General features: G+C 71.8%; 17 protein-coding genes and 1 pseudogene. 12 read left to right on the top strand and 6 right to left on the bottom strand.

The window, feature by feature from the left end:
• The first annotated feature begins 119 nt into the window (after positions 1–119).
• Genes WFJ01_RS09130 through WFJ01_RS09110 form a run of 5 tightly spaced genes read left to right on the top strand, consistent with a single transcriptional unit; the run spans position 120 to position 6309 of the window.
• On the top strand, positions 120–1283 hold the full coding sequence (locus WFJ01_RS09130; RefSeq protein ID WP_336628848.1) for a hypothetical protein: 1164 nt from the start codon (positions 120–122) through the stop codon (positions 1281–1283).
• The gene (locus WFJ01_RS09125) at positions 1270–2352 is read left to right on the top strand and encodes a glycosyltransferase (protein ID WP_292883870.1); all 1083 of its coding nucleotides are present in this window, start codon (positions 1270–1272) and stop codon (positions 2350–2352) included. Before WFJ01_RS09130 ends, WFJ01_RS09125 begins: the two co-directional genes overlap by 14 nt.
• Positions 2349–3758 (top strand): hypothetical protein, encoded by a 1410-nt coding sequence (locus tag WFJ01_RS09120; RefSeq protein WP_292883872.1) that lies wholly within the window; start codon positions 2349–2351, stop codon positions 3756–3758. The genes WFJ01_RS09125 and WFJ01_RS09120 overlap by 4 nt, the downstream gene beginning before the upstream one ends.
• Positions 3755–4981, top strand: a complete 1227-nt coding sequence (locus WFJ01_RS09115) for an acyltransferase family protein (protein WP_292883873.1) — start codon at positions 3755–3757, stop codon at positions 4979–4981. Before WFJ01_RS09120 ends, WFJ01_RS09115 begins: the two co-directional genes overlap by 4 nt.
• Positions 4981–6309 (top strand): SGNH/GDSL hydrolase family protein, encoded by a 1329-nt coding sequence (locus tag WFJ01_RS09110; RefSeq protein ID WP_292883874.1) that lies wholly within the window; start codon positions 4981–4983, stop codon positions 6307–6309. Before WFJ01_RS09115 ends, WFJ01_RS09110 begins: the two co-directional genes overlap by 1 nt.
• On the opposite strand, the gene WFJ01_RS09105 is transcribed toward WFJ01_RS09110, so the two are convergent.
• Positions 6306–7229, bottom strand: coding sequence for an NAD-dependent epimerase/dehydratase family protein (locus WFJ01_RS09105; RefSeq protein ID WP_292883875.1), 924 nt, complete (start codon positions 7227–7229; stop codon positions 6306–6308). The two genes, WFJ01_RS09110 and WFJ01_RS09105, sit on opposite strands and share 4 nt — an antisense overlap.
• A complete protein-coding gene (locus WFJ01_RS09100; RefSeq protein WP_336628847.1) occupies positions 7226–8200 on the bottom strand; it encodes a GDP-mannose 4,6-dehydratase in 975 nt (324 codons plus the stop codon). The genes WFJ01_RS09105 and WFJ01_RS09100 overlap by 4 nt, the downstream gene beginning before the upstream one ends.
• A gap of 265 nt (positions 8201–8465) precedes the next feature.
• On the opposite strand from WFJ01_RS09100, the gene WFJ01_RS09095 reads away from it, so the two are divergent.
• A complete protein-coding gene (locus WFJ01_RS09095) occupies positions 8466–9983 on the top strand; it encodes a cellulase family glycosylhydrolase (protein ID WP_292883877.1) in 1518 nt (505 codons plus the stop codon).
• On the opposite strand, the gene WFJ01_RS09090 is transcribed toward WFJ01_RS09095, so the two are convergent.
• The 4 genes from WFJ01_RS09090 to WFJ01_RS09075 all read right to left on the bottom strand — a co-directional run bounded on the left by WFJ01_RS09090 (position 9970) and on the right by WFJ01_RS09075 (position 13379).
• Positions 9970–10737, bottom strand: a complete 768-nt coding sequence (locus WFJ01_RS09090; protein WP_292883878.1) for an arsenate reductase/protein-tyrosine-phosphatase family protein — start codon at positions 10735–10737, stop codon at positions 9970–9972. The two genes, WFJ01_RS09095 and WFJ01_RS09090, sit on opposite strands and share 14 nt — an antisense overlap.
• 131 nt (positions 10738–10868) lie before the next feature.
• Complete coding sequence (gene lepB / locus WFJ01_RS09085; protein ID WP_292883879.1) at positions 10869–11606, bottom strand: signal peptidase I; 738 nt, start codon at positions 11604–11606, stop codon at positions 10869–10871.
• Positions 11603–12379, bottom strand: a complete 777-nt coding sequence (locus WFJ01_RS09080) for an arsenate reductase/protein-tyrosine-phosphatase family protein (RefSeq protein WP_292883880.1) — start codon at positions 12377–12379, stop codon at positions 11603–11605. Before WFJ01_RS09080 ends, lepB begins: the two co-directional genes overlap by 4 nt.
• 46 nt (positions 12380–12425) lie before the next feature.
• Entirely contained in the window at positions 12426–13379 is a 954-nt protein-coding gene (locus WFJ01_RS09075) for a Ppx/GppA phosphatase family protein (RefSeq protein ID WP_292883881.1), read from the bottom strand.
• Between the two features lie 101 nt (positions 13380–13480).
• On the opposite strand from WFJ01_RS09075, the gene coaA reads away from it, so the two are divergent.
• The 6 genes and pseudogenes from coaA (at position 13481) to tsaE (ending at position 19642) form a co-directional block, all read left to right on the top strand.
• Positions 13481–14431, top strand: a complete 951-nt coding sequence (coaA, locus tag WFJ01_RS09070) for a type I pantothenate kinase (RefSeq protein ID WP_442928054.1) — start codon at positions 13481–13483, stop codon at positions 14429–14431.
• Positions 14432–14514: 83 nt separating this feature from the next.
• Positions 14515–15552, top strand: a complete 1038-nt coding sequence (locus WFJ01_RS09065) for a MauE/DoxX family redox-associated membrane protein (RefSeq protein WP_292883883.1) — start codon at positions 14515–14517, stop codon at positions 15550–15552.
• Between the two features lie 51 nt (positions 15553–15603).
• Positions 15604–17454 (top strand): glutamine--fructose-6-phosphate transaminase (isomerizing), encoded by a 1851-nt coding sequence (gene glmS, locus WFJ01_RS09060; RefSeq protein WP_292883884.1) that lies wholly within the window; start codon positions 15604–15606, stop codon positions 17452–17454.
• Positions 17455–17550: 96 nt separating this feature from the next.
• Positions 17551–17898, top strand: a pseudogene (locus tag WFJ01_RS09055) (holo-ACP synthase); the annotation flags it as partial.
• A gap of 149 nt (positions 17899–18047) precedes the next feature.
• Complete coding sequence (gene alr, locus WFJ01_RS09050) at positions 18048–19157, top strand: alanine racemase (RefSeq protein WP_292883885.1); 1110 nt, start codon at positions 18048–18050, stop codon at positions 19155–19157.
• The gene (gene tsaE / locus WFJ01_RS09045; protein ID WP_442928053.1) at positions 19154–19642 is read left to right on the top strand and encodes a tRNA (adenosine(37)-N6)-threonylcarbamoyltransferase complex ATPase subunit type 1 TsaE; all 489 of its coding nucleotides are present in this window, start codon (positions 19154–19156) and stop codon (positions 19640–19642) included. Before alr ends, tsaE begins: the two co-directional genes overlap by 4 nt.
• The last annotated feature ends 117 nt before the right edge of the window (positions 19643–19759 follow it).

Raw genomic sequence — 19759 nt, 5'->3', positions numbered from 1 at the left:
CATCCTCCCGCCGGTCAAATAGGATCTGGTGAGGCCATGCTATCCGGCGCGGGCCGGACGCTGGTCCCGCCACCCGGCGATGCCCCGGCACACCTGAGCATCGAGAGGACCGTGCAGACATGATCCGCTCGTTCCTGCACCTGGGCGCCGCCAGCGTCTGGATGGTCGCCGGGCGGGCCATGGGCCTGCTCTGGACGGTGCTGCTGATCGGGACGCTCGGCGTCTCGGACCTGGGCGCCTACGCCTCGGCGTACGCGCTCGCCGCGATCGTCTCCGCACCGATCGAGAACATCTTCGTCGTGCGCTGTGTGCGCGTCTCGGAGGAGGAGTTCGAGTCGGAGCGGACCCTGCGGGCGCTCATCGGAGCAGGCATCGCGGTGCTCGGAGGGATCGCGTACCCCTGGTCCTTCCTCCTCGGCTTCGCCCTGCTGGTGGCCGGGCTGGAGATGATCTTCAACGCCTACAAGAGCGAGGCCATGCGAGCCGGGATGCCGGCCCGCATCATGCGGGTCGACGCCTACCGGCAGATCTCGTCGATCGTGCTCGCCGGCGCCTACATCCTCGTCGCGGGGCACGCCGCCACGCTGCCGTTGGCCTGCCTGATCTACCTGCTGCCGTACCTGCCCGTCGTCCTGCTCACCGGACGCGTCTGCGCGGGGCATCGGCCGCGTCGCTTCGGGCACTGGCGCGAGCACGCCGCCCTCGTCATCGACGCGGTGGTGCTCTCGTTCTACCTGCAGGGCGACATCCTGCTGCTGGGCCTGCTGACCGATCACGCGGTGGTCGGCGTCTACTCCTTCGCCTCGCAGCTGGTGCTGGCCGCCTCGACCGTGGGGCAGCTCTACGGCCAGCAGTTCGCGGCGTCGCTGCGGGAGGTCGGGGGCGGCGCGGCCGGCGAGCCTCCGCTGCGCCCGACGGTGGGCATCGCGGTGGTGCTCACGATCGGTGCCTATGCGGTCGCCGTCGTGCTCCTGGCGATCCCGCACTACCGCCCCATGGGTGAGGTGATGCTCGTGCTCGCGCCGTTCGCCGGGCTCCGCGCCATGACGAACGTCTGGGTCACGGTGCTCTACGTCCGCAGGGCGGATGTCGCGCGCATCGCGGCCAACGCCGTCGCCCTGGTGCTCCGTCTGCTGCTGCTGATCTCGTTGGTAGCATGGCATGTCGGCGGCGACCTGGCCGCGGCGATCGCTGCCGTCTGTGGAGAGGTGCTTCTGGTGGGATTGTTCGCGCGACTGGTCCGCGTCTCGCGCCCGAATCCGGTGACCGATGCGTCGCGCTGAGTTCCTGGTCGCGAAGGATCCCATCCGCGACCAGACGGGGGACATGGCGATGCTGCGCCTGGTCATGTCGCTGGCGCGCGAGAGCCTCTCGGTGCGCTACATCGGCATGGGGCCGCAGGAGCAGGCCCGGCCGGACGGCGTGATCGTGGAGAAGCCTCGAGTGCGCCTCCCGCAGGTCGCGGCGAGGGCGTTGCGCACGGGGCGCAGCGCGGTGCACGAGCGGTTCGACGTCGAGGCGTTCCGCCGCGCTGTCGCGCAGAGCGACGCCGACCTCTTCGTCGCCGACCACGCCTATATGGCGGAGCCGTTCCTCGCGACCGGGCGGACCTCGCCCCTCTATGTGAACACGGTCGTCTCCGAGTCCCACGTCTGGTCGGCCGCCTACGGTCTGGCGGGGCGCCTGCAGGCGCCGGCGATCCGCCGGGACGAGAGGCGGATCGCACGCACGGCTCGGTCGGTGGGGACCTATGACGAGGACGAGGCGGCAGAGTACCGCGCCGCCGGAATCGACCGGGTGCGCTGGCTCGACCTCACGCTCCGGGCGCGCGCCGACATCCCCGCACGGGATCTCGACGCACCGCGCGTGGCCTTCGTCGGCGATCGGCAATGGCGGCCGAACGCCGAGGGGCTGAGGGTGCTGCTCGAGATGTGGCCGCGGATCCGTGCCGGCATCCCCGGTGCCGAGCTCGTGATCGTCGGGCGAGCGGACACCGAGCTGCAGCTGCCCGAGGGCGTGCGCGATCTCGGCTTCGTCGACGACCTCGACGGGCTGCTCGCGACCTGCCGTGCCGTGCTCGCGCCCATCCGCACCGGCGGCGGCGTGCGGGTCAAGATCCTCGAGGCGGCCAGCCGCGGGCTCCCGGTCGTCGGCACCCGTGCCGCGATCGGCAGCCTCGACGGCGTCCTCGGCCTCACGGCGGTCGAGGGCGCCGAGTTCATCGAGGAGGCGCGGCGGATGCTCCAGGATCCGGCACATGCGCGGGTCGCGGGCGAGGAGCTGGACGCCCGCAACCGAGCGCACTGGGCCGAGGGGGCCCCGCAGAGGGCGGTGGCGGAATGGCTGGCGTGAGCTGGCGCGCCGCCGGCGTCGTGCTGATCGCCACAGCCTCGTTCGCGCTGATCGCGCTCGGCCTGATCCGCACGAGCACCGTGCTCGTCGTCGTCGGCGTCGCGATCGCCGCCGTGCCGCTGCTGCTGCACCTGTTCCTGCGCCATCCGGGCGTGTTCGCGGCGGCCCCCGGATTGGTGCTGGGGTTCGCGCCGTTCGCGGCTGTGCCCGGCACGGGGATCCCGCTCGCGGTCATGCTCGCCCTGGTGCTCGTCCCCCTGGCGATGCTGCACCCGTACCGGGGGCGGCAGCCGCTCGGTGTCCTTGGCGGCGCGGTCATCGTCTTCATCCTGGTCTGCCTGGTGGCCTGTCTCGCGGCGTTCACCGGCGGGAAGGGGATGTGGGAGTACCTGAAGTGGGCCATCGCGACCGGGACGATGATCACCGCGGTCTGCCTGGACGACCCGCTACGGCGCGTGCTCATGCGCGCCTTCGTCCTCGGCGCCGCCGTCGGCGGTCTCTTCACCGTGGCGATGCTGGTCCTGGACCCCTCCGGCGCCTGGGTGAACCGCTTCGCCTTCCTCGGCTACGGCGGCGATGCGGCCGTCAACGCCCGCACCGCGCTGGTGCGAGGGTCGGAGGTGCTGCGCGCCTCGGGACTGTACGTGGACCCGAACAGCGCCGGCCTGGTGTTCCTGCTGGCACTGGGCATCGCAGGCGCCGTCTTCGCCGGGGCACGCAGGGCCGTGCTCATGGCCGTGCTGGCGGGCTCCCTCGTGGCCACGCTGTCGCGATCCGCGCTGCTCTCGCTCATCGTCGCCGCGCTCGTGCTGGTGGTCGCGAGCAGGATCCACGCCGCCGGGAGGACGGCGATGGTCATCGCGGGCCTGGCCATGGTCGCGGTGATCACGATGGTCCCCGCGGTGTCGTCGCGGCTGTTCGACTCGTTCAACAGCCGCGACGTCGGCGCGAGCGCGCGACTTACTGCGCTGGGCAACTACCCGGAGCAGATGTCGGGCTTCTGGCTGTTCGGCCACGGCTGGCACATCCGGGAGTTCTACGACCCGATCTACGGATACCACGTGAACTTCGCGGCGAACACGCCGCTCATCGTGATCTACCGCGCGGGGATCTTCGCGGGTCTCGTGTTCCTGATCCTGCTGATCCTCGCGCTCGTGCTCGCCGTCCTGGCGATGCGCCGGGGCACCCCGGGGGCCGGGGTCACGGGGAGTGTGCTGATCGGGCTGATCTTCATCGGCTTCCAGCTCGACTTCCCCGTGGTTACCATGCCCCCGCTGGCGATGGCGTTCGCTCTGCTGCTGGCGCAGGTCCAGGTGCTGGCCCGCGAAGGACGCCCCCTCTCCTCCGATCCCGGGCCCGCGTCGCCGCGGCTCCGTTCCGTCCACGTCGCGGAGGTCCCGGCATGACGCAGGCACCGGTGCGGACGACCCGCGCGCGCCTCGTGGGCCTCGACGGTCTGCGCGGCTTCCTCGCGCTCTGCGTCATCCTCGTGCACGTCACCGCGCACTACTCGCCCTCGATTCTCAAGGTCACCCACGTCGAGGTCCTCGGTCAGGCGATCGTGGTCTTCTTCGTGATGAGCGGGATGCTGATCTACATGCCGTTCGCCCGGGCGATCCTCGACGGCTCGGCTCCGTTGCGCGGCCTCGGCGGCTACGTGCGCGCGCGCATCTTCCGCGTCTTCCCCGCATACCTGCTGATCTTCTGGGTCGCGAACCTCTTCGGCGCGCTGTACGTCGAGAACGCGATGGTGGTGCAGGCGCGCGGCGGCGGGGGAGGGACCGGCTCGATCTTCGATCCGGGGGCTCTGCTGCTGCATCTCACGCTGCTGCAGAACTACCTGCCGAGCCAGCTGCAGACGGGGATCAACTCCTCGTGGACGCTGACCGTCGAGCTGGCGTTCTACCTGATGCTCCCGTTCCTCGCCGCGCTCGCGGCGGCCGCGGCGGCCAGGCTCGCGCCGCGCGCCTCCCGCTACGCGGTGGCCGCGGCCCCCGGCGTGCTCCTGATCCTCGTCGGAACCGTCAGCCGTGTCGTGCTGGCCCTCGTCGCGGCGCGCAGCCCGCTCACCCCCGACATGACCGAGTGGGGGCCGAACCCGATCGCCGTGCTCACGCGGAGCATCCTGCCCTGGTCCGACAACTTCGGATGGGGCATGCTCGCGATCGTCTTCTTCCTCGCGCTGCGCCGGGGCGATCTGTCGATCGACCGCGCGCGGACGGTGCGGCCGGTGGCGTGGATCGTGCTGGCGGTCGCGTTCGTCGCGAGCAGCGCCTTCTTCTTCGTCGCGCCGCGGCTGATCGCCAGCGCCTTCGCGATCTTCGCCACCGCGCTGATCCTGCTGCTGATCATCCCCGTCGACGGCACCGGGCGGCCCTGGCGTGTGTCGGGGATCGTCGACAACCCCGTGCTGCACTGGCTGGGCACGACCTCGCTGAGCATCTACCTCTGGCACTACCCGGTCATCATCGTGCTGGAGCGCTGGGGGCTCGCGGGCGGCGACGACTGGGGCGGGTGGATCCGGAGCCTTATGCTGGTCACTGTCATCAGCGTCGCCCTCGCCTCGGCCAGCTTCCTCCTCGTGGAGCGTCCGGCGATGAGGCTCGGCGCGGGGAGGAAGGAGCGATGATGGCTCGCGGATCCGCACGAGCGAGGACGTCCCGTCGCACGCTGCTCATCGTGTCCATCGTCGTCGCGGCGTGCGTGGTGCTCGCGGCCGGCGGCTTCGTGAGCTGGGTCGTGATCGGCATGGCCGTCGATTCGGCGAAGGGGAAGCCGGACACGACGCCGGTGGCTGCGGCGGCCGATGCTCCCGCTGCCGGCGAACGGCACGCGCTGTACTCCCTCGGGCACACCTCGGCTACGCTCCCGATCTCGGTGCCCGCCCCCGGCGTCGTGGAGGAGCGGGTGCCGTTCATCCCCTCGGTCGACGCGACCCGGTACCGGCTCGTGATCCGCAACCTCGACTACCGCGGCGACCAGATGATCGCGAACCCCGTGCAGGTGAACGCGGTCTATCTCGGCAAGCAGGGAGCCGAGAAGGGATCCTTCGACGGCGCTGCGACCGCGCGGCTCTCCGCGGGCGGCAAGCTCACGGACGGCAAGGCGCTGGTGACCGACTGGTTCGACGCGAGTGCCGTGCCGATGACCGCGGGAACCTCCTATCTGCTGGGGGTCTCGTTCAGCGCCCCGACCAGCACGCAGATCGGCGTCTCGCCGGCCGTGGCGTGGGTACGCTCCGGCGTAGCGAACGGCCCGATGACGACCCAGGCGAACCGAGGCCAATTCACGCTCCAGGGCGGCTATCTCGATATCGCCGTCGAGTACGCCTTCGACGACCCCGAGCACAAGATCCCGGTGGTCTCGGTGCTGGGGCATTCGCTGAACGCCGGCGCCAACCAGAAGGTGTCTCACGAGGGCGAGATCAGCTCCTGGCACCAGCAGTGGGCGCGGCAGAACGGTGGAGTCGCGTCGAGCCTGGCTGCGGCCGGATCCTGGACGTCCAACTTCCTGCCCGACTCGCCGAAGTGGCAGCTCGCCCCGGAGATCGATGCCGACTACGTCGCCGTCTGGGCGTCGTCCAGCGACCTGGTCGCGGGCACGAGCGTGAACGATGTCGGGGCGGCCTGGGTCGCACTCGTCGGCAAAGCACAGCAGGAGTGGCCGAACGCGAAGATCATCGCCTTCACGGAGCCTCCGCGCGGAGCGGAGGGCGAAGGGGAGGAGGCCCGGAACCAGTGGAACGCGTTCCTGCGAACAAGCCCCTCGCAGGTGGCCTGTGTCGTCGACGTCGACCGGGCCGTCGCCGACCCCGCCGATCCGCACGTGCTGAACCCGAAGTACAACGGCGACGGCAGTCACATGACCCCCGCCGGCAACGCCTACGTCGCCGAGCTGTTCCAGGAGGCGCTGAGCCGACTGAACAACGGCGAGAGCTGCCTCTCGGCCGCGCCTTAGGCGCAGGCGGCGGCGATCGACTCGCCGAGATCGTGACGCGGCGTCCAGCCGAGATCCTCGCGGAGGCGATCCGCGGACCCCGCGATGCGGAGCGCGTCGCCCGGTCGGATCAGGGCCGGATCCACGATCACCCGCGGCACCGGCCGGCCCAGCTGCGCGCACAGGAGTTCGAGGATCGTGCGCCCGCTGGTGGAGATGCCCTGAGCGACGTTGTAGACGTCGTGAGCCGGCGCCGCCGCGGCGGCGAGGTCCAGGTAGGCCTGCGCGACGTCACGGACGTCCGTGTAGTCGCGGGCGGTCTCCAGGTTGCCCGCGGTCAGCGCCTCGCCGTCCGGGAGGGCACGCAGTCGGATCGCGAGATCGGGGATGAGGAATCCCGGACCCTGGCCGGGGCCGATGTGGTTGAACGGCCGCGCGACGATCGTGTCCAGACCTCGGGAGCGGTAGTACTCCAGCTGGCGTTCGACGAGGAGCTTGCTGACCGCGTAGGGGGAGGACGCCGCGGTCGGAGCATCCTCGGTGACCGGCGTCCCGTCGGCCGGGGCGGCATAGACGGCGCCGGAGGAGACGCCGACGATGCGGACCGGCCGGCCCCGAGCGAGCAGGCTCTCGCACATCGTGGTCACGATCGCACTGTTGTCGGCGATGTAGTCCTGCGGGTGCCGGAAGGACGGGCCGACGGCCGAGCGCCCGGCGAGGTGGATCACGGCGTCCGCCGGGACGTCCTGCGGCCAGGCGGCGCGGAGATCCAGCCCCCGGTAGGAGGCCAGCACGTCCGCCAGCAGGTCGTCGACGCCCGGTGAGCGCGAGAGACCGTGCACGCGGGCCCCTGCGGCACGGGCGAGGCGGGCGACGTGGCGTCCGACGAATCCGTCGACGCCGGTGACGACGAGGTCCATGCCCTCGAGCGGTGAGGTCATGACGACAGGCGGCGCTGCTCGGCCAGGTCGTGCTGGACCATGAGCGATACGAGACCGTCGAAGTCGACCTCGCGACGCCATCCCAGGACGCGCTCCGCCTTGCGCGGATCCCCGAGGAGGATGTCGACCTCGGCGGGACGGAGCAACTGCGGATCCTGCCTCACGTGCGCACGCCAGTCCTCTATGCCGACGGCGGCGAATGCGCGCTCGACGAACTCCTCGACGGAGTGCGTCTCGCCCGTCGCCAGCACGAAGTCGTCGGCCTCGTCGTGCTGCAGCATCAGGTACATCCCGTGCACGTAGTCGCCGGCATAGCCCCAGTCCCGCTTGGGCCAGAGGTCGCCGAGGAGCAGCTCGTCCTGGAGGCCCAGGGAGATCCGGGCCGCGGCCTGGGTGATCTTGCGCGTCACGAACTCCGGGCCCCGTCGCTCGCCCTCGTGGTTGAAGAGGATGCCGGAGGAGACGAACATGCCGTAGCTCTCCCGATAGTTCTTCGCGATCCAGTGCCCGTAGAGCTTCGCGACGCCGTAGGGGCTGCGGGGGTGGAACAGCGACTCCTCGTTGTAGCCCGATCCGGGACGGTTGTAGTCGAGGCCGCCGAACATCTCCGACGTCGACGCCTGATAGATCCGCGTGCGCTCGGCGCGCCCGGTGAGGCGGACCGCCTCGAGCACGTTGAGCACGCCCTGCCCGGTCACCTCCGCGGTCAGGGCGGGGTTGCCGAAGGAGTAGCCGACGTGGCTGACCGCGGCGAGGTTGTAGACCTCGTCGGGGTCTGCCGTCTCGACGGCGCGGATGAGGGATCCGAGATCGGTGAGGTCGCCTTCGAGGAGGGTCAGGAACGGGTACTCGGCGAGGGTCTGCGCGCGGCGCGGGTTGTTCTGCCCGCGGATGAAGCCATACACGCGATAGCCGCGATCGTGCAGGAGCTGTGCCAGATGGCCGCCGTCCTGGCCGGTGATGCCGGTCACGAGCGCAGAGCGTTCTTGGGGGGCAGACAACATCTCTCTCCGATTCGGGTCGTGGAGGGCGACGCGGGGGGTGGTCGCGTCGGGGACGAACGCGGTCGCCGTTCGCTGCTGCGTTCGGCTGCAACCGGGAATCAGCCTAGAGGACGTGGTCAGGTTCCCACGCAACCGGTATATCTAATGACAACTGCAAACCGATATATTTATCGCGGGCGTGGCGTCCAGGCCCATCCTCCGGCAGGCGCCGGTCGGCAGAAGGTGAGTTCCGATGCCCGCGTTCCGCTCCACACCGAAGGCGCCCGTGCGCGGGTCGATCTCGCGGCGCGCGTTCCTCGTCGCGGCAGGAGCGGCCGGAGTCGCGCTCGGCGGCGGCGTCGCCGCCCCGGCGAATGCGGCAACGACCGTGCCGGCGTTCAGCGGCATCGGCATCTCCGCGAACTCCGGGCTCCTCGCCGAGAGCGCCGACTCGCAGGTGCAGAGCTTCGCGTTCATGCGCGCGCTGGGGGTGCAGAACCTCCGCATCGACATCCCCTGGCGCTGGATCGAGCAGACGCGGGGGAGCCTGATCTGGACGGGGCTGGACCGGGTGGTCGACCTCGCCCGCGGCGACGGCATGTCGATCCTCGGGGTCTTCACCACGACCCCGCCCTGGGCCGCACTGGGAGGGTCGTCGAATCAGCAGACCCGGCCCGCCGATCCGGCGGCCTGGGCGCGCTTCATCTCCCTCGCGGTACAGCGGTATCGCGGCAGGATCTCCGCCTACGAGCTGTGGAACGAGCCGAACGGACGCCAGTACTTCGCACCGGATCCGGATCCCGTGGCCTATGCCGCCATGACCCGTGCGGCCGTCCCGGCCATCCGCAGCGCCGACCCCTCCGCGATCATCCTCGCCGCGGGTCTGGGCCCCGCCCCGGATGCCGACGGCCTGATGTCGCCCGTGCGATTCTTCCGCCAGATGCTCGATGCCGGCATCGGGGCCGTGGACGCGTACGCGTTCCACCCCTACGACGCGCAGAGCATGTCGGATGCCGCGCGCTGGGATGGCACCCCGACGCGGGAGGTCGTCGAGATGCAGCGGATCCTGCGCGCCCGGGGCGAGGGGGAGAAGAGGATCTGGGCGACCGAATACGGTGCCGACAGCCGTGCGGTCGGCGCGGACGCGCAGAACGCGCTCGTGATCTCCGGGATGATGCAGTGGAACGAGAGCGCCTTCGCCGGACCGCTGTTCATCCATCACCACCGGGATCAGAGCGCCGCGGACGGGTTCGGCCTCGCCGCCGTCGACCTGTCGCCGAAGCCCGCCGCGTACAGCGCGCAGTGGTTCGGGAACAACGGGGTCCCGCTGCGACACGAGGCGCTCGTCTTCTCGCAGAACGCCGATGCGAAGCTTGGCCGTCCGGTCGGGCCGGTCTTCCCGCTCCCGGACGGATACGGGCAGGACTACGAGAACGGCGTACGCTTCGCGACGCCGGCGGGCTGGTTGAGCTCTCCGCCGGAGATCGGCGACCTGCTGCGCCGGGCCGGCCGCGTGCCGCTGCGCCCGTTCGCGGACGGCATGCAGGACGTCCTGATCCCCGAGCTGGGGTCGGGCGCAGGCGGCAGGGCATTCCTCTCCTCGGCCGGCGCGTTCCTCGTCGTGGGCGCGATCCTCGCCGTCTGGAATCCCGGACTCGGGTTCCCCGTGTCTGACCAGCGCGTGGAGAAGGGCGTCACGATCCAGGACTTCTCCGTGGGGCGGATCACCTGGTCCCCGTCTGCGGGGGCGACTGCGGTCAAGACGTCGTGACGAGGGTCGTCCGCACGACCCGGACGACCTCGTCGAGCGCGGGGATCAGCTCGGCAGCGGAGCGCTCGTAGGCGGCCATGCCGCGCCGGTACGGGTCCGACACCTCCTCCTCGCCCTGCGCGGGCACGATCCCCCGGCGCTCGCCGACCGCGCGCACGACCGCGTCCAGGCGGGCGCGCGGTGGGGTGCCCGCCTCTTGCGCGATCGCCTGGAGATCCGCGTCGCTCAGCCCGGCGGAGAGGCGGGCGAAGGTGCGCACCGCGAACACCTGCCGCAGCCGGGCGGGTGCCCGCTGCACGGTGAAGGTGCTGTGCTCGGCCGTCATGGTGAGCACGAGGTCGGAGGTGAGCAGGAGCTCCTCGTCGAGCAGCCGCCCCCGGTGGGCCGCCGCGGCTGAGGGATCGCCGCCGAGACGGACCGCGAGCTCCTGCGCCTCGGGTGACATGCCGTGGCCGGTCAGCGCGTGCGTGCCGGCCGAACGCACCACGACGCCGACGCCGCTCAGCCGTTCCCGCAGGAGGACCTCGGCGAGCGGGGAGCGGCAGATGTTGCCGGTGCACACGATCAGGATCTCGGCGGGCGTATGCGGGTCGGCACCGACATGGCCGTCGGGGCGCAGCGCCTGCTCGAAGGCGCCGTCGAGGTCGAGGGAGAGTGCCGGCGCGGGTCGGCCCGTGCCGGCGGAACGGCGGGCCTGCTCCTCGCGCCGCCTCCACTCGCGTCGGGTCATCGGGGGCGGATCGGCGGCGGACACGGATCGAGCCTAGACGAGCAGGCTGGACGTGCAGTGGAGCGCGGGAGCGGGGGCGGCCGACGGGAGCGGGGTACGCCGGCCGGAGGGGGATGCGACGGCGCTCGACGGGCTCCTCAGAGACGACGGGTTCGTCAGAAACCTCGCCAGCGGGAGACCGGCCACAGCGTCGCCACGACACGGCCCACGATCTCGTCGCGGCGCGCCCACCGGAAGCACCCGGGCGCCTCGGCCCCGGGGGCGCGGCAGCGGACGGCGCCGTCCGCCGAGTCGGAGCGGTGATCGCCGAGCACGAGATAGGAGTCCGCGGGGACGGTCACCGCGGGGAAGCAGCGCGGCGAGCGCGGTGTGGTGGAGCAGTCCAGGCTCCCCGCCTGGAACGGGAGGTCCTGATACACGTAGGGCTCGTCGACGGGCACGCCGTCGACGATCAGCCGGCCGTCGACGGTGCAGCACTCGACCTTCTGCCCGGGCGTCGCCACGATGCGCTTCACGAGCGTGTGCGGGCCGGAGGGGCCGAAGCCGGTGACCTCGCCGACCCAGCGCAGCGCCGCCTTCCACGGCGGATCCTGCACGGCCGAGCCCCCCCAGGACTCGTCCGCGTCGAACACCACGATGTCCCCGCGCCCCGGATCCGCCCAGACGTAGGCGAGTCGGTTCACGAGCACGCGGTCGCCGATCTCGAGCGTCTGCTGCATGGATCCGGACGGGACCACGTACGGCTTCGCGATGAACGAGAGCACGAGCCCGGTCACCACCACGGCGAGCAGCAGCTGGAACCACGCGCTCGAGGCGAATCGGCGCAGACGGCGGCGCGTCGGGGAGCCCGATTCCGTGGGCCGCTCCGGGGCGTCGGCGGCGACGTCGCTCATTCCGCCGTCCTGCCGAGCGCCGCCTGCACGACGCGCTCGACCTCGGCGAGGGCGGGATCCAGCTGTGCGGCCGAGGTCTCGTACGCGGCGGACCCCAGGCGATAGGGGTCGAGTACGTCGTCGTCGTCGCTGATCGATCCGCGTCGCCCCGCGATCGCCATGATCACGGCGCCCAGCCGTGCTCGCGGGTCGTCGCCGCCCGTCGCTGCGAGTCGGCGGACCTCCGCATCGGGCAGTCCGCTCGCGGCGCGGGCGAACTCCCGCGCCGGGAAGATGCGGTGCAGCCTGCTCGGCACGAGCTGGACGGCGAATCCGCGCTGCTCCTGCGTCATGGTGAGCACGAGATCGGACTCGAGCAGCATCTGCTCGCGCAGGCGCCTGCCGCGATGGGCCGCGACGTCGGCGGGGCGAGCGTGCCGGGCCAGGGCGACGGCCTGCGCCTCCTCGGGCATTCCGGCGCCGACCAGGGCATGGGTGCCGGCGCTGTGCACGCGCACCCCGAACTCCTCGAGCCGTGTCCGAAGCAGCACCTCGGCGAGCGGCGAGCGGCAGATGTTGCCCGTGCAGACGGTGAGGATCGTGGGTGCGCCCTGCGGCATGGGATCCGGGGCGATCACGGGCGTGCGGTTGCGCAGACGCTTGACCGGCCGCGGGGCGGCGGCGCGGGCCGCCTCGGCGTGGGCCGCCTCGCGGGCGGCGCGCAACTCACGGCGCGTGCGCGGGCGCATCGGCCCACCCCCGTCGCGCGTGCCGCCGTGCCCCTCTTCGCTCATCGCTCCAGCCTAAGGGCGCGGGCTGCCACGCTGCGGCAGGCTCCCGCTACGCGTCGCGGTCGTGCGCGCGGTCCTCGATGTAGCGCAGCAGCACGCCCTCGCGCAGCGCCCAGGGCGACACCTCGAGCTCGTCGACGGACATCGCCGTCATCGCGGTGTGCAGCACGACCGCGGCGGCCACGATCTGGAAGGTGCGGTCCGGGGTGATCCCGGGCAGCTCCTGACGGGCCGATGCGGGCAGCCGCGCGAGTCGCGGGATCCAGGATCCGAGCGACGCGCGCGGCAGCAGCATCGCCGCGTCGGACCCCGAGCCGGTCGAGGAGCCCGGCGCGGGGGAGCCCACGAGCCGGGCGAGCGAGCGGATCGCCTTCGACGAGCCGACCACATGATCGGGGCGGGGCAGCGCGGAGAACCGGGCGGCGACCGGTGCGAAGACATCGGAGGCGTGCGCCCGCAGGCGCTCGACGGCCTCCTCGCCGGGCGGGTCGTCGGGCAGGAACATCAGCGTCGAACGGCCCGCGCCGAGCGGGACGGAGGCGGCGATGTCCGGCAGCTCCTCGGATCCGGCTGCCATCTCGAAGGATCCGCCGCCGATGTCGAAGAGCAGGATCTGTCCCGCCGACCAGCCGAACCAGCGGCGCACGGCGAGGAACGTCAGGCGCGCCTCGGTCTCGCCGTCGAGCACCTGCAGCGGCTGGCCGAGTGCCGCCTCGACGCGGGCGATCACGTCGGCGCCGTTCGCGGCCTCGCGCACCGCGCTCGTCGCCGTGGCCAGCAGCGCATCGACCTTCTCCTGCGCGGCGATCGTGCGGGCTCGCACGACGGCGTCCACGAGCGCCTGCACGCCCGCTTCGCTGATCGCCCCGGACGGGGTCAGGAACCGCATCAGGCGCAGCACGGTGCGATCGCTCGTGGTCGCGAGCGGGCGGCCGCCGGGATGCACGTCGGCGGCGAGCAGGTGGACGGTGTTGGATCCGATGTCGAGCACTCCGAGACGCACGGAGGAAGAATACCCGGCCGCGGTGACGCCGATCTGTCGGAAGGCAGGGAGCCGCCGGCGACAGGTGCGCGTGCCGAAGGCACGGCCTGCGCGCGGATACGATGGAGCGCGTGAGCCCCGATCCCCTCGCGCCGCTGTCGCCGTATCGTCGCATCGACCGCGCCGACTGGGCGCGCCTCGCGCAGGGGCTCGATCAGCCGCTCAGCGAGACCGAGGTCGTCGAGATCCGGGGCCTGGGCGATCGCCTCGACCTCACCGAGGTGCAGGAGGTCTACCTCCCGCTGAGCCGCCTCCTCAGCCTGTACGCCACGAGCACCAAGCGGCTCGGCGAGGCGACCAGCCAGTTTCTCGGCGAGGCCGACGACACCACCCCGTTCGTCGTCGGCGTGGCCGGATCCGTCGCGGTCGGCAAGTCGACGATCGCGCGTCTGCTGCGCGAGCTGATGAGCCGGTGGCCCGGCACACCCCGCGTCGAGCTCGTCACGACCGACGGATTCCTCCACCCGAACGCCGAGCTCGAGCGCCGCGGCATCATGGACCGGAAGGGGTTCCCCGAGTCGTACGACCGGCGCGCCCTGATCGAGTTCCTCACGAAGGTGAAGAGCGGCGCCGACGAGGTGCGCGCGCCGTTCTACTCGCATATCCGCTACGACATCGTCCCGGACGCCCACGTCGTGGTGCGCCGGCCCGACGTCGTGATCGTCGAGGGACTGAACGTGCTGCAGCCGCCGCCCGCGCCCAACGACGTCGCCGTCAGCGACCTCTTCGACTTCTCGATCTACGTCGACGCCGAGCTCGACCACATCGCGCAGTGGTACGTCGACCGGTTCCTCGCGCTGCGCCAGGGCGCGTTCACGAACCCGTCGTCGTACTTCAACGTGTTCGCGCACCTCACCGACGACGAGGCCGTCGCCACGGCGATGGGGTACTGGAACGAGATCAATCTGCCGAACCTCATCGAGAACGTGATGCCGACCAAGCACCGCGCGACGCTCGTGCTGAACAAGGGCGCCTCGCACGCCGTCGAGTCGGTGCTGCTGCGCAAGCTCTGACGCGGTTCGGATCACGGCGCGGAACGCGTTGATCCGGGATCCGTTCCGCGTCCGCTGTTCTCCGCGGCTGGGATACTGACAGCATGGGGAGTGCTCTATACGTGTTTCTGCTGCCGGCGCTGGCGCTGTCGTCGACGCTCATCCTGGTCGGGGTGCTCGCGGTCAGCGGGGTCGCGAAGCTGCGCGCTCCCGATGACGCCGCGGGCTGGGAGGCGCTGGGGATCCCCGCCGTCCTGCGCCGGGCGTGGCTGATCCGGCTGCATCCGATCGCGGAGCTGGTGCTCGCCGCGGCGCTGCTGCTGCTCGGCGGACTCCTCGGGACGGTCGCTGCGGTGGTCGCGGTGCTCCTGTTCGCGGCGTACCTCGCGATGGTGTGGCGGGCACGACTGCGGACGCCGGACGCATCGTGCGCCTGCTTCGGCGAGCGTCGCCCGATCACAGGGCGCACGCTGCTGCGCAACGCCTGGCTGACGCTGCTGGCCGTGGTCGCCGCCGCGACGATCGGGGCGCTCCCGCCGTTCGGCGGCGTCGTCGTGCTGGCGGCCGCCTTCTGGCCCTGGACGCTCGCGTTCGCGGCCGTGGCGGTGACCTTCGCGCTGACCTGGGAGCGCTCCTCCGATGACGCCGGGCCGGCGCGCGCCGGTCAGCCGAGTGCGGCGGTGCCCGCTCGCGGCGAGGACGCGGAGCTCGAAGACTACCTGCGTACGCGCACCCCCTCGGTGCCCGTGCAACTCGGCGACGGTGAGACGGTGAACCTGCGCGAGCTCGCCGCGCAGCAGCCGCTCCTGCTGCTCTTCGTCTCCGAGACCTGCGGATCCTGCACTCCGGTGATCGAGAGCGCCGGGGCGTATCGTTCACTGCTGCCCGAGGTCTCCGTGCGCCTGGTGCTGCAGCTGCGACCGGAGGAGAGCACCCTCACCTCCGCCGCCGAGCCGCAGACGCTGCACGACCCGCACCGCTACGCGAGCGGTTCGATCGGCGACTTCTCCACCCCGACCGCGGTCCTGCTCGGCATGGACGGGATGCTCGCCGGCGGCCCGGTGACCGGTGCCGGTGCGATCGCCGAGTTCGTCGACGACGTGTACGAGAGCCTGCACGGGGAGCGTCCGCCCGGTCGCTGACCGGTCATTCGTACGGCTCCTGCGCAAACTCCCGCCCGTACCCTGGAAACCATGTGTGGAATCGTCGGATACGTGGGGTCGCGCCCCAGCCAGGACATCCTGCTCGCGGGCCTCGCTCGTCTGGAGTACCGAGGGTACGACTCGGCCGGCATCGCCGTGATCGATGAGGCCGGATCCCTCGGCATGCGCAAGAAGGCGGGCAAGCTGCAGATGTTGCGCGACTCGCTCGCCGACGCCGCGCTGCCCGACGGCAGCACCGGCATCGGCCACACCCGCTGGGCCACGCACGGCGGGCCGACCGATGCGAACGCGCACCCGCACCTGGCCGACGGCGACAAGCTGGCGCTCATCCACAACGGCATCATCGAGAACTTCGCCGCCCTGCGCGCCGAGCTCGAGGCCGAAGGGGTGACGTTCCGCAGCGAGACGGACACCGAGGTGGCGGCGGCCCTGGTCGGGCGCGAGTACCGCCGCACCGGTGACCTGCGTGCGGCGTTCCGCGCGGTGGTCAACCGCCTCGAGGGCGCCTTCACCCTGCTCGCCGTGCACGAGGACGAGCCCGGTCTCGTGGTCGCCGCACGTCGCAACTCCCCGCTGGTGGTCGGCCTCGGCGAGGGCGAGAACTTCCTCGGATCCGACGTGGCCGCGTTCGTGGAGCACACGCGTCATGCGCTCGCGATCGGTCAGGACGAGATCGTCGCGATCACGCCCTCCGAGGTGACCGTCACCGACTTCGCGGGCGCCGCCGTGATCCCCGAGCCGTTCGAGGTCTCGTGGGACGCGTCGTCCGCCGAGAAGGGCGGCTGGCCGAGCTTCATGGCCAAGGAGGTCGCCGAGGAGCCCGACGCGGTCGCGAACACGATCCGCGGACGCGTGCAGGACGGCGCCGTCGTGATCCCCGAGCTGGACGGATCCGACGAGCTGTTCCGCGGGATCGACCGCATCATCATCACCGCCTGCGGCACCGCGTCGTACGCGGGCATGGTCGGCAAGTACGCGCTCGAGCAGTGGGCGCGCGTGCCGGTCGACGTCGAGCTCGCGCACGAGTTCCGCTACCGCGACCCGGTGATCGGCGAGGCCACGCTGGTGGTGTCGATCAGCCAGTCGGGCGAGACCATGGACACACTGATGGCCGTGAAGTACGCCCGTGAGCGCGGCGCGCGCACCCTGTCGATCTGCAACACCCAGGGTGCGACGATCCCGCGCGAGTCGGACGCGGTCGTCTACACGCACGCCGGCCCCGAGGTCGCGGTCGCGTCGACCAAGGCGTTCGTGGCGCAGATCACGGCGCTGCTGCTGCTCGGCCTGCACGCGGGACGCGTGCGCGGCACGCTCTCCGCGGCCGACGGCACCGTGGCCGTCGCCGAGCTGGAGAGCCTGCCCGCCAAGATCGCCGAGGTGCTCGCCGAGGAGCAGACCCATGTCGCTCAGCTCGCGGGTTGGATGGCCGACACCCGCTCGGTGCTGTTCCTCGGACGCCACGTGGGCTACCCGATCGCGCTCGAGGGTGCGCTCAAGCTCAAGGAGATCTCCTACATCCACGCCGAGGGCTTCGCCGCCGGCGAGCTCAAGCACGGCCCGATCGCCCTGATCGAGCCCGGCCAACCGGTGTTCGTGCTCGTGCCGTCGCCGCGGCACTCCGCGCTGCTGCACGCCAAGGTGGTCTCCAACATCCAGGAGATCCGCGCCCGCGGAGCCCGGGTGATCGTGATCGCCGAGGAGGGCGACGCGGCCGTGCTGCCGTTCGCCGACGAGGTCATCCGGATCCCCCTCGCGGGAGCCCTGTTCGAGCCGATCCTCGCGGTCGTGCCGCTGCAGATCTTCGCCATGGCGCTCGCCACCGCGAAGGGCCTGGACGTCGACCAGCCGCGCAACCTCGCCAAGTCCGTCACGGTGGAGTGAGGTCGCGCCGCTGCGGACCCGCTTCCCGTGGTCCCTGAGCGAGGAGCGCAGCGACGAGACGACGGAGGGCCGGATCCCGCCCGGTAGGCTGAATCGGTGATCATCGGCACCGGCATCGACCTCGTGGACATCCCGCGGTTCGAGCGGACGGTGACCCGCACCCCCCGGCTCATGCAGCGGCTGTTCGCGCCCTCCGAGCAGAGCCTGCGGCTGCCGTCGCTCGCCGCGCGGTACGCGGCCAAGGAGGCGCTGATCAAGGCGCTGGGCGGATCCGACGGCGTGCACTGGACCGAGATCGAGGTCGCGTCCGAGCCCTCAGGTCGGCCGTATTTCGTGCTGACCGGCAGCACCGCCGTCGCCGTCGCCGCGCGCGGCATCACCACGTTGCACCTCTCGCTCACCCACGACGCCGGGCTCGCCGCCGCGCACGTCGTCGCGGAGGCGCGGTCCGGATCCGCCGAGACCCCCGCGGAGAGTCGAGACCCCCACACAGCGACGACTGCAGCGGGGGGCCTCGACGGCCCAGGGGGGCCTCGGCATCAGGGCGGAACCGCGGAGGACCGTGCCGTTCCGCGCGAGCAGGAGGGGCGCCCATGACCGTGCCGTTCCGCGAGGCGACGATCGATCTCGACGCCATCAGCGACAACACCCGGCATCTGCGCCGACTCACCGGCGTCGAGGTCATCGGCGTCGTCAAGGCGAACGCCTACGGGCACGGGGCGACGGCCGCCGCGGTCGCCGCACTCGCCGGAGGGGCGACCCGGCTCGGCGTCGCCACGGTCGACGAGGGGCTGCAGCTGCGCCGCGACGGTGTGAACGCGCCGATCCTCGCCTGGCTGCACGCGCCGGGGCGTCGGTTCGACGATGCGGCCGAGGCCGGCATCGAGCTCGGCGTCTCGAGCTTCGCGCAGCTGCTCGCCGCTGCGGAGGCGTCACGCGGCTCGGATCCGGTCCCCGTGCATCTCAAGTTCGAGACGGGCCTGAGCCGCAACGGCATCGCCCCGGCCGACCGCGCCCGGCTGCTCGCCGAGGCTGCACGCCTGGAGCGCATCGGCCGGATCCGCATCGTCGGCCTGTTCAGCCACGTCTCCAACACCTCGCCGGAGGACGACCGCGCCGCCCTCGCGGCGTTCGAGGCGGCGTGCGCCGAGGCCGATGCGAACGGGATCCACCCGGAGCTGCGTCATCTCGCGGCGACCGCCGCGGCCATCGATCTACCGGAGACCCGGTTCGACGCGGTGCGCATCGGGATCGGGCTCTACGGTGTCAGCCCGTTCGACGACCGGAATCCGGGAGACCTCGGTCTGCGCCCGGCCATGACGCTGCGCGGGGCGGTCGCCGCCGTGCGTCGCGTGCCGGCGGGCACCGGCGTCTCGTACGGCTACACGCACCGCACCCAGGCCGAGACCACGCTCGCGCTGATTCCGCTGGGCTATGCCGACGGCGTGCCGCGGCAGGCGTCGGGGCGCGGACCCGTGCAGATCGGGGGGCGCCGCTACACGGTCGCCGGGCGGATCGCGATGGATCAGTTCCTCGTCGATGTGGGCGACGATCCGGTGGCGGTGGGCGATGAGGCCGTGCTGTTCGGCGACCCGACGCTGGGGGTCCCCTCGGCGAGGGACTGGGCGGATGCAGCGGACACCATCGACTACGAGATCGTGACGCGGATCGGCCCCCGGGTGCCGCGCCGGAGCGTGTCGTGACCGCGCTCGACGACCTCGAGGGGCGGCGCGAGGTCTGTACCGCCGAGGGGATGGAGGAGCTCGGCCGGCGGATCGGATCCGACCTCGTCGCCGGCGACGTGCTGATCCTCACCGGTCCGCTCGGTGCGGGCAAGACCACATTCACCCGCGGGCTGGCGGACGGCCTCGGCGTCCGCGGCCCGGTGCAGAGCCCCACCTTCGTGATCGCGCGCACCCACCCCTCGCTGGTCGGCGGGGCGCCGCTGGTTCACATGGACGCGTACCGCCTCGGATCCGCCGCCGAGCTGGACGATCTCGATGTCGACGTACCTGGATCCGTCGTCGTGGTGGAGTGGGGGCGTGGCATGGCGGAGGAGCTCGCCGACGCCTGGTGGGACATCGAGCTGGAGCGCCCGGTCGGGGCGGCCTCCGACGACCTCGCCGCGGAGGACCTCGACGCCGACGCACCGCGGATCGTCACGATCGCTCGCGCCGCACGCCGCTGAGGACGTCCGGGTCCGTCGTCTCGCCGCGTTCGCCCAGGATCCGGGCGCTGTGCTCGCCGAGGATCGGAACCGTAGCCCGCATGCCGGTATGATGCTCACGACCGGAGCCGCAGGGAA

The organism is Microbacterium sp. MMO-35 (genome assembly GCF_037147555.1).
In the GTDB taxonomy this organism is placed as follows: domain Bacteria; phylum Actinomycetota; class Actinomycetes; order Actinomycetales; family Microbacteriaceae; genus Microbacterium.
Note: the sequence above shows the minus strand (reverse complement) of the source record. Positions and strands in the feature narration are given on the sequence as shown.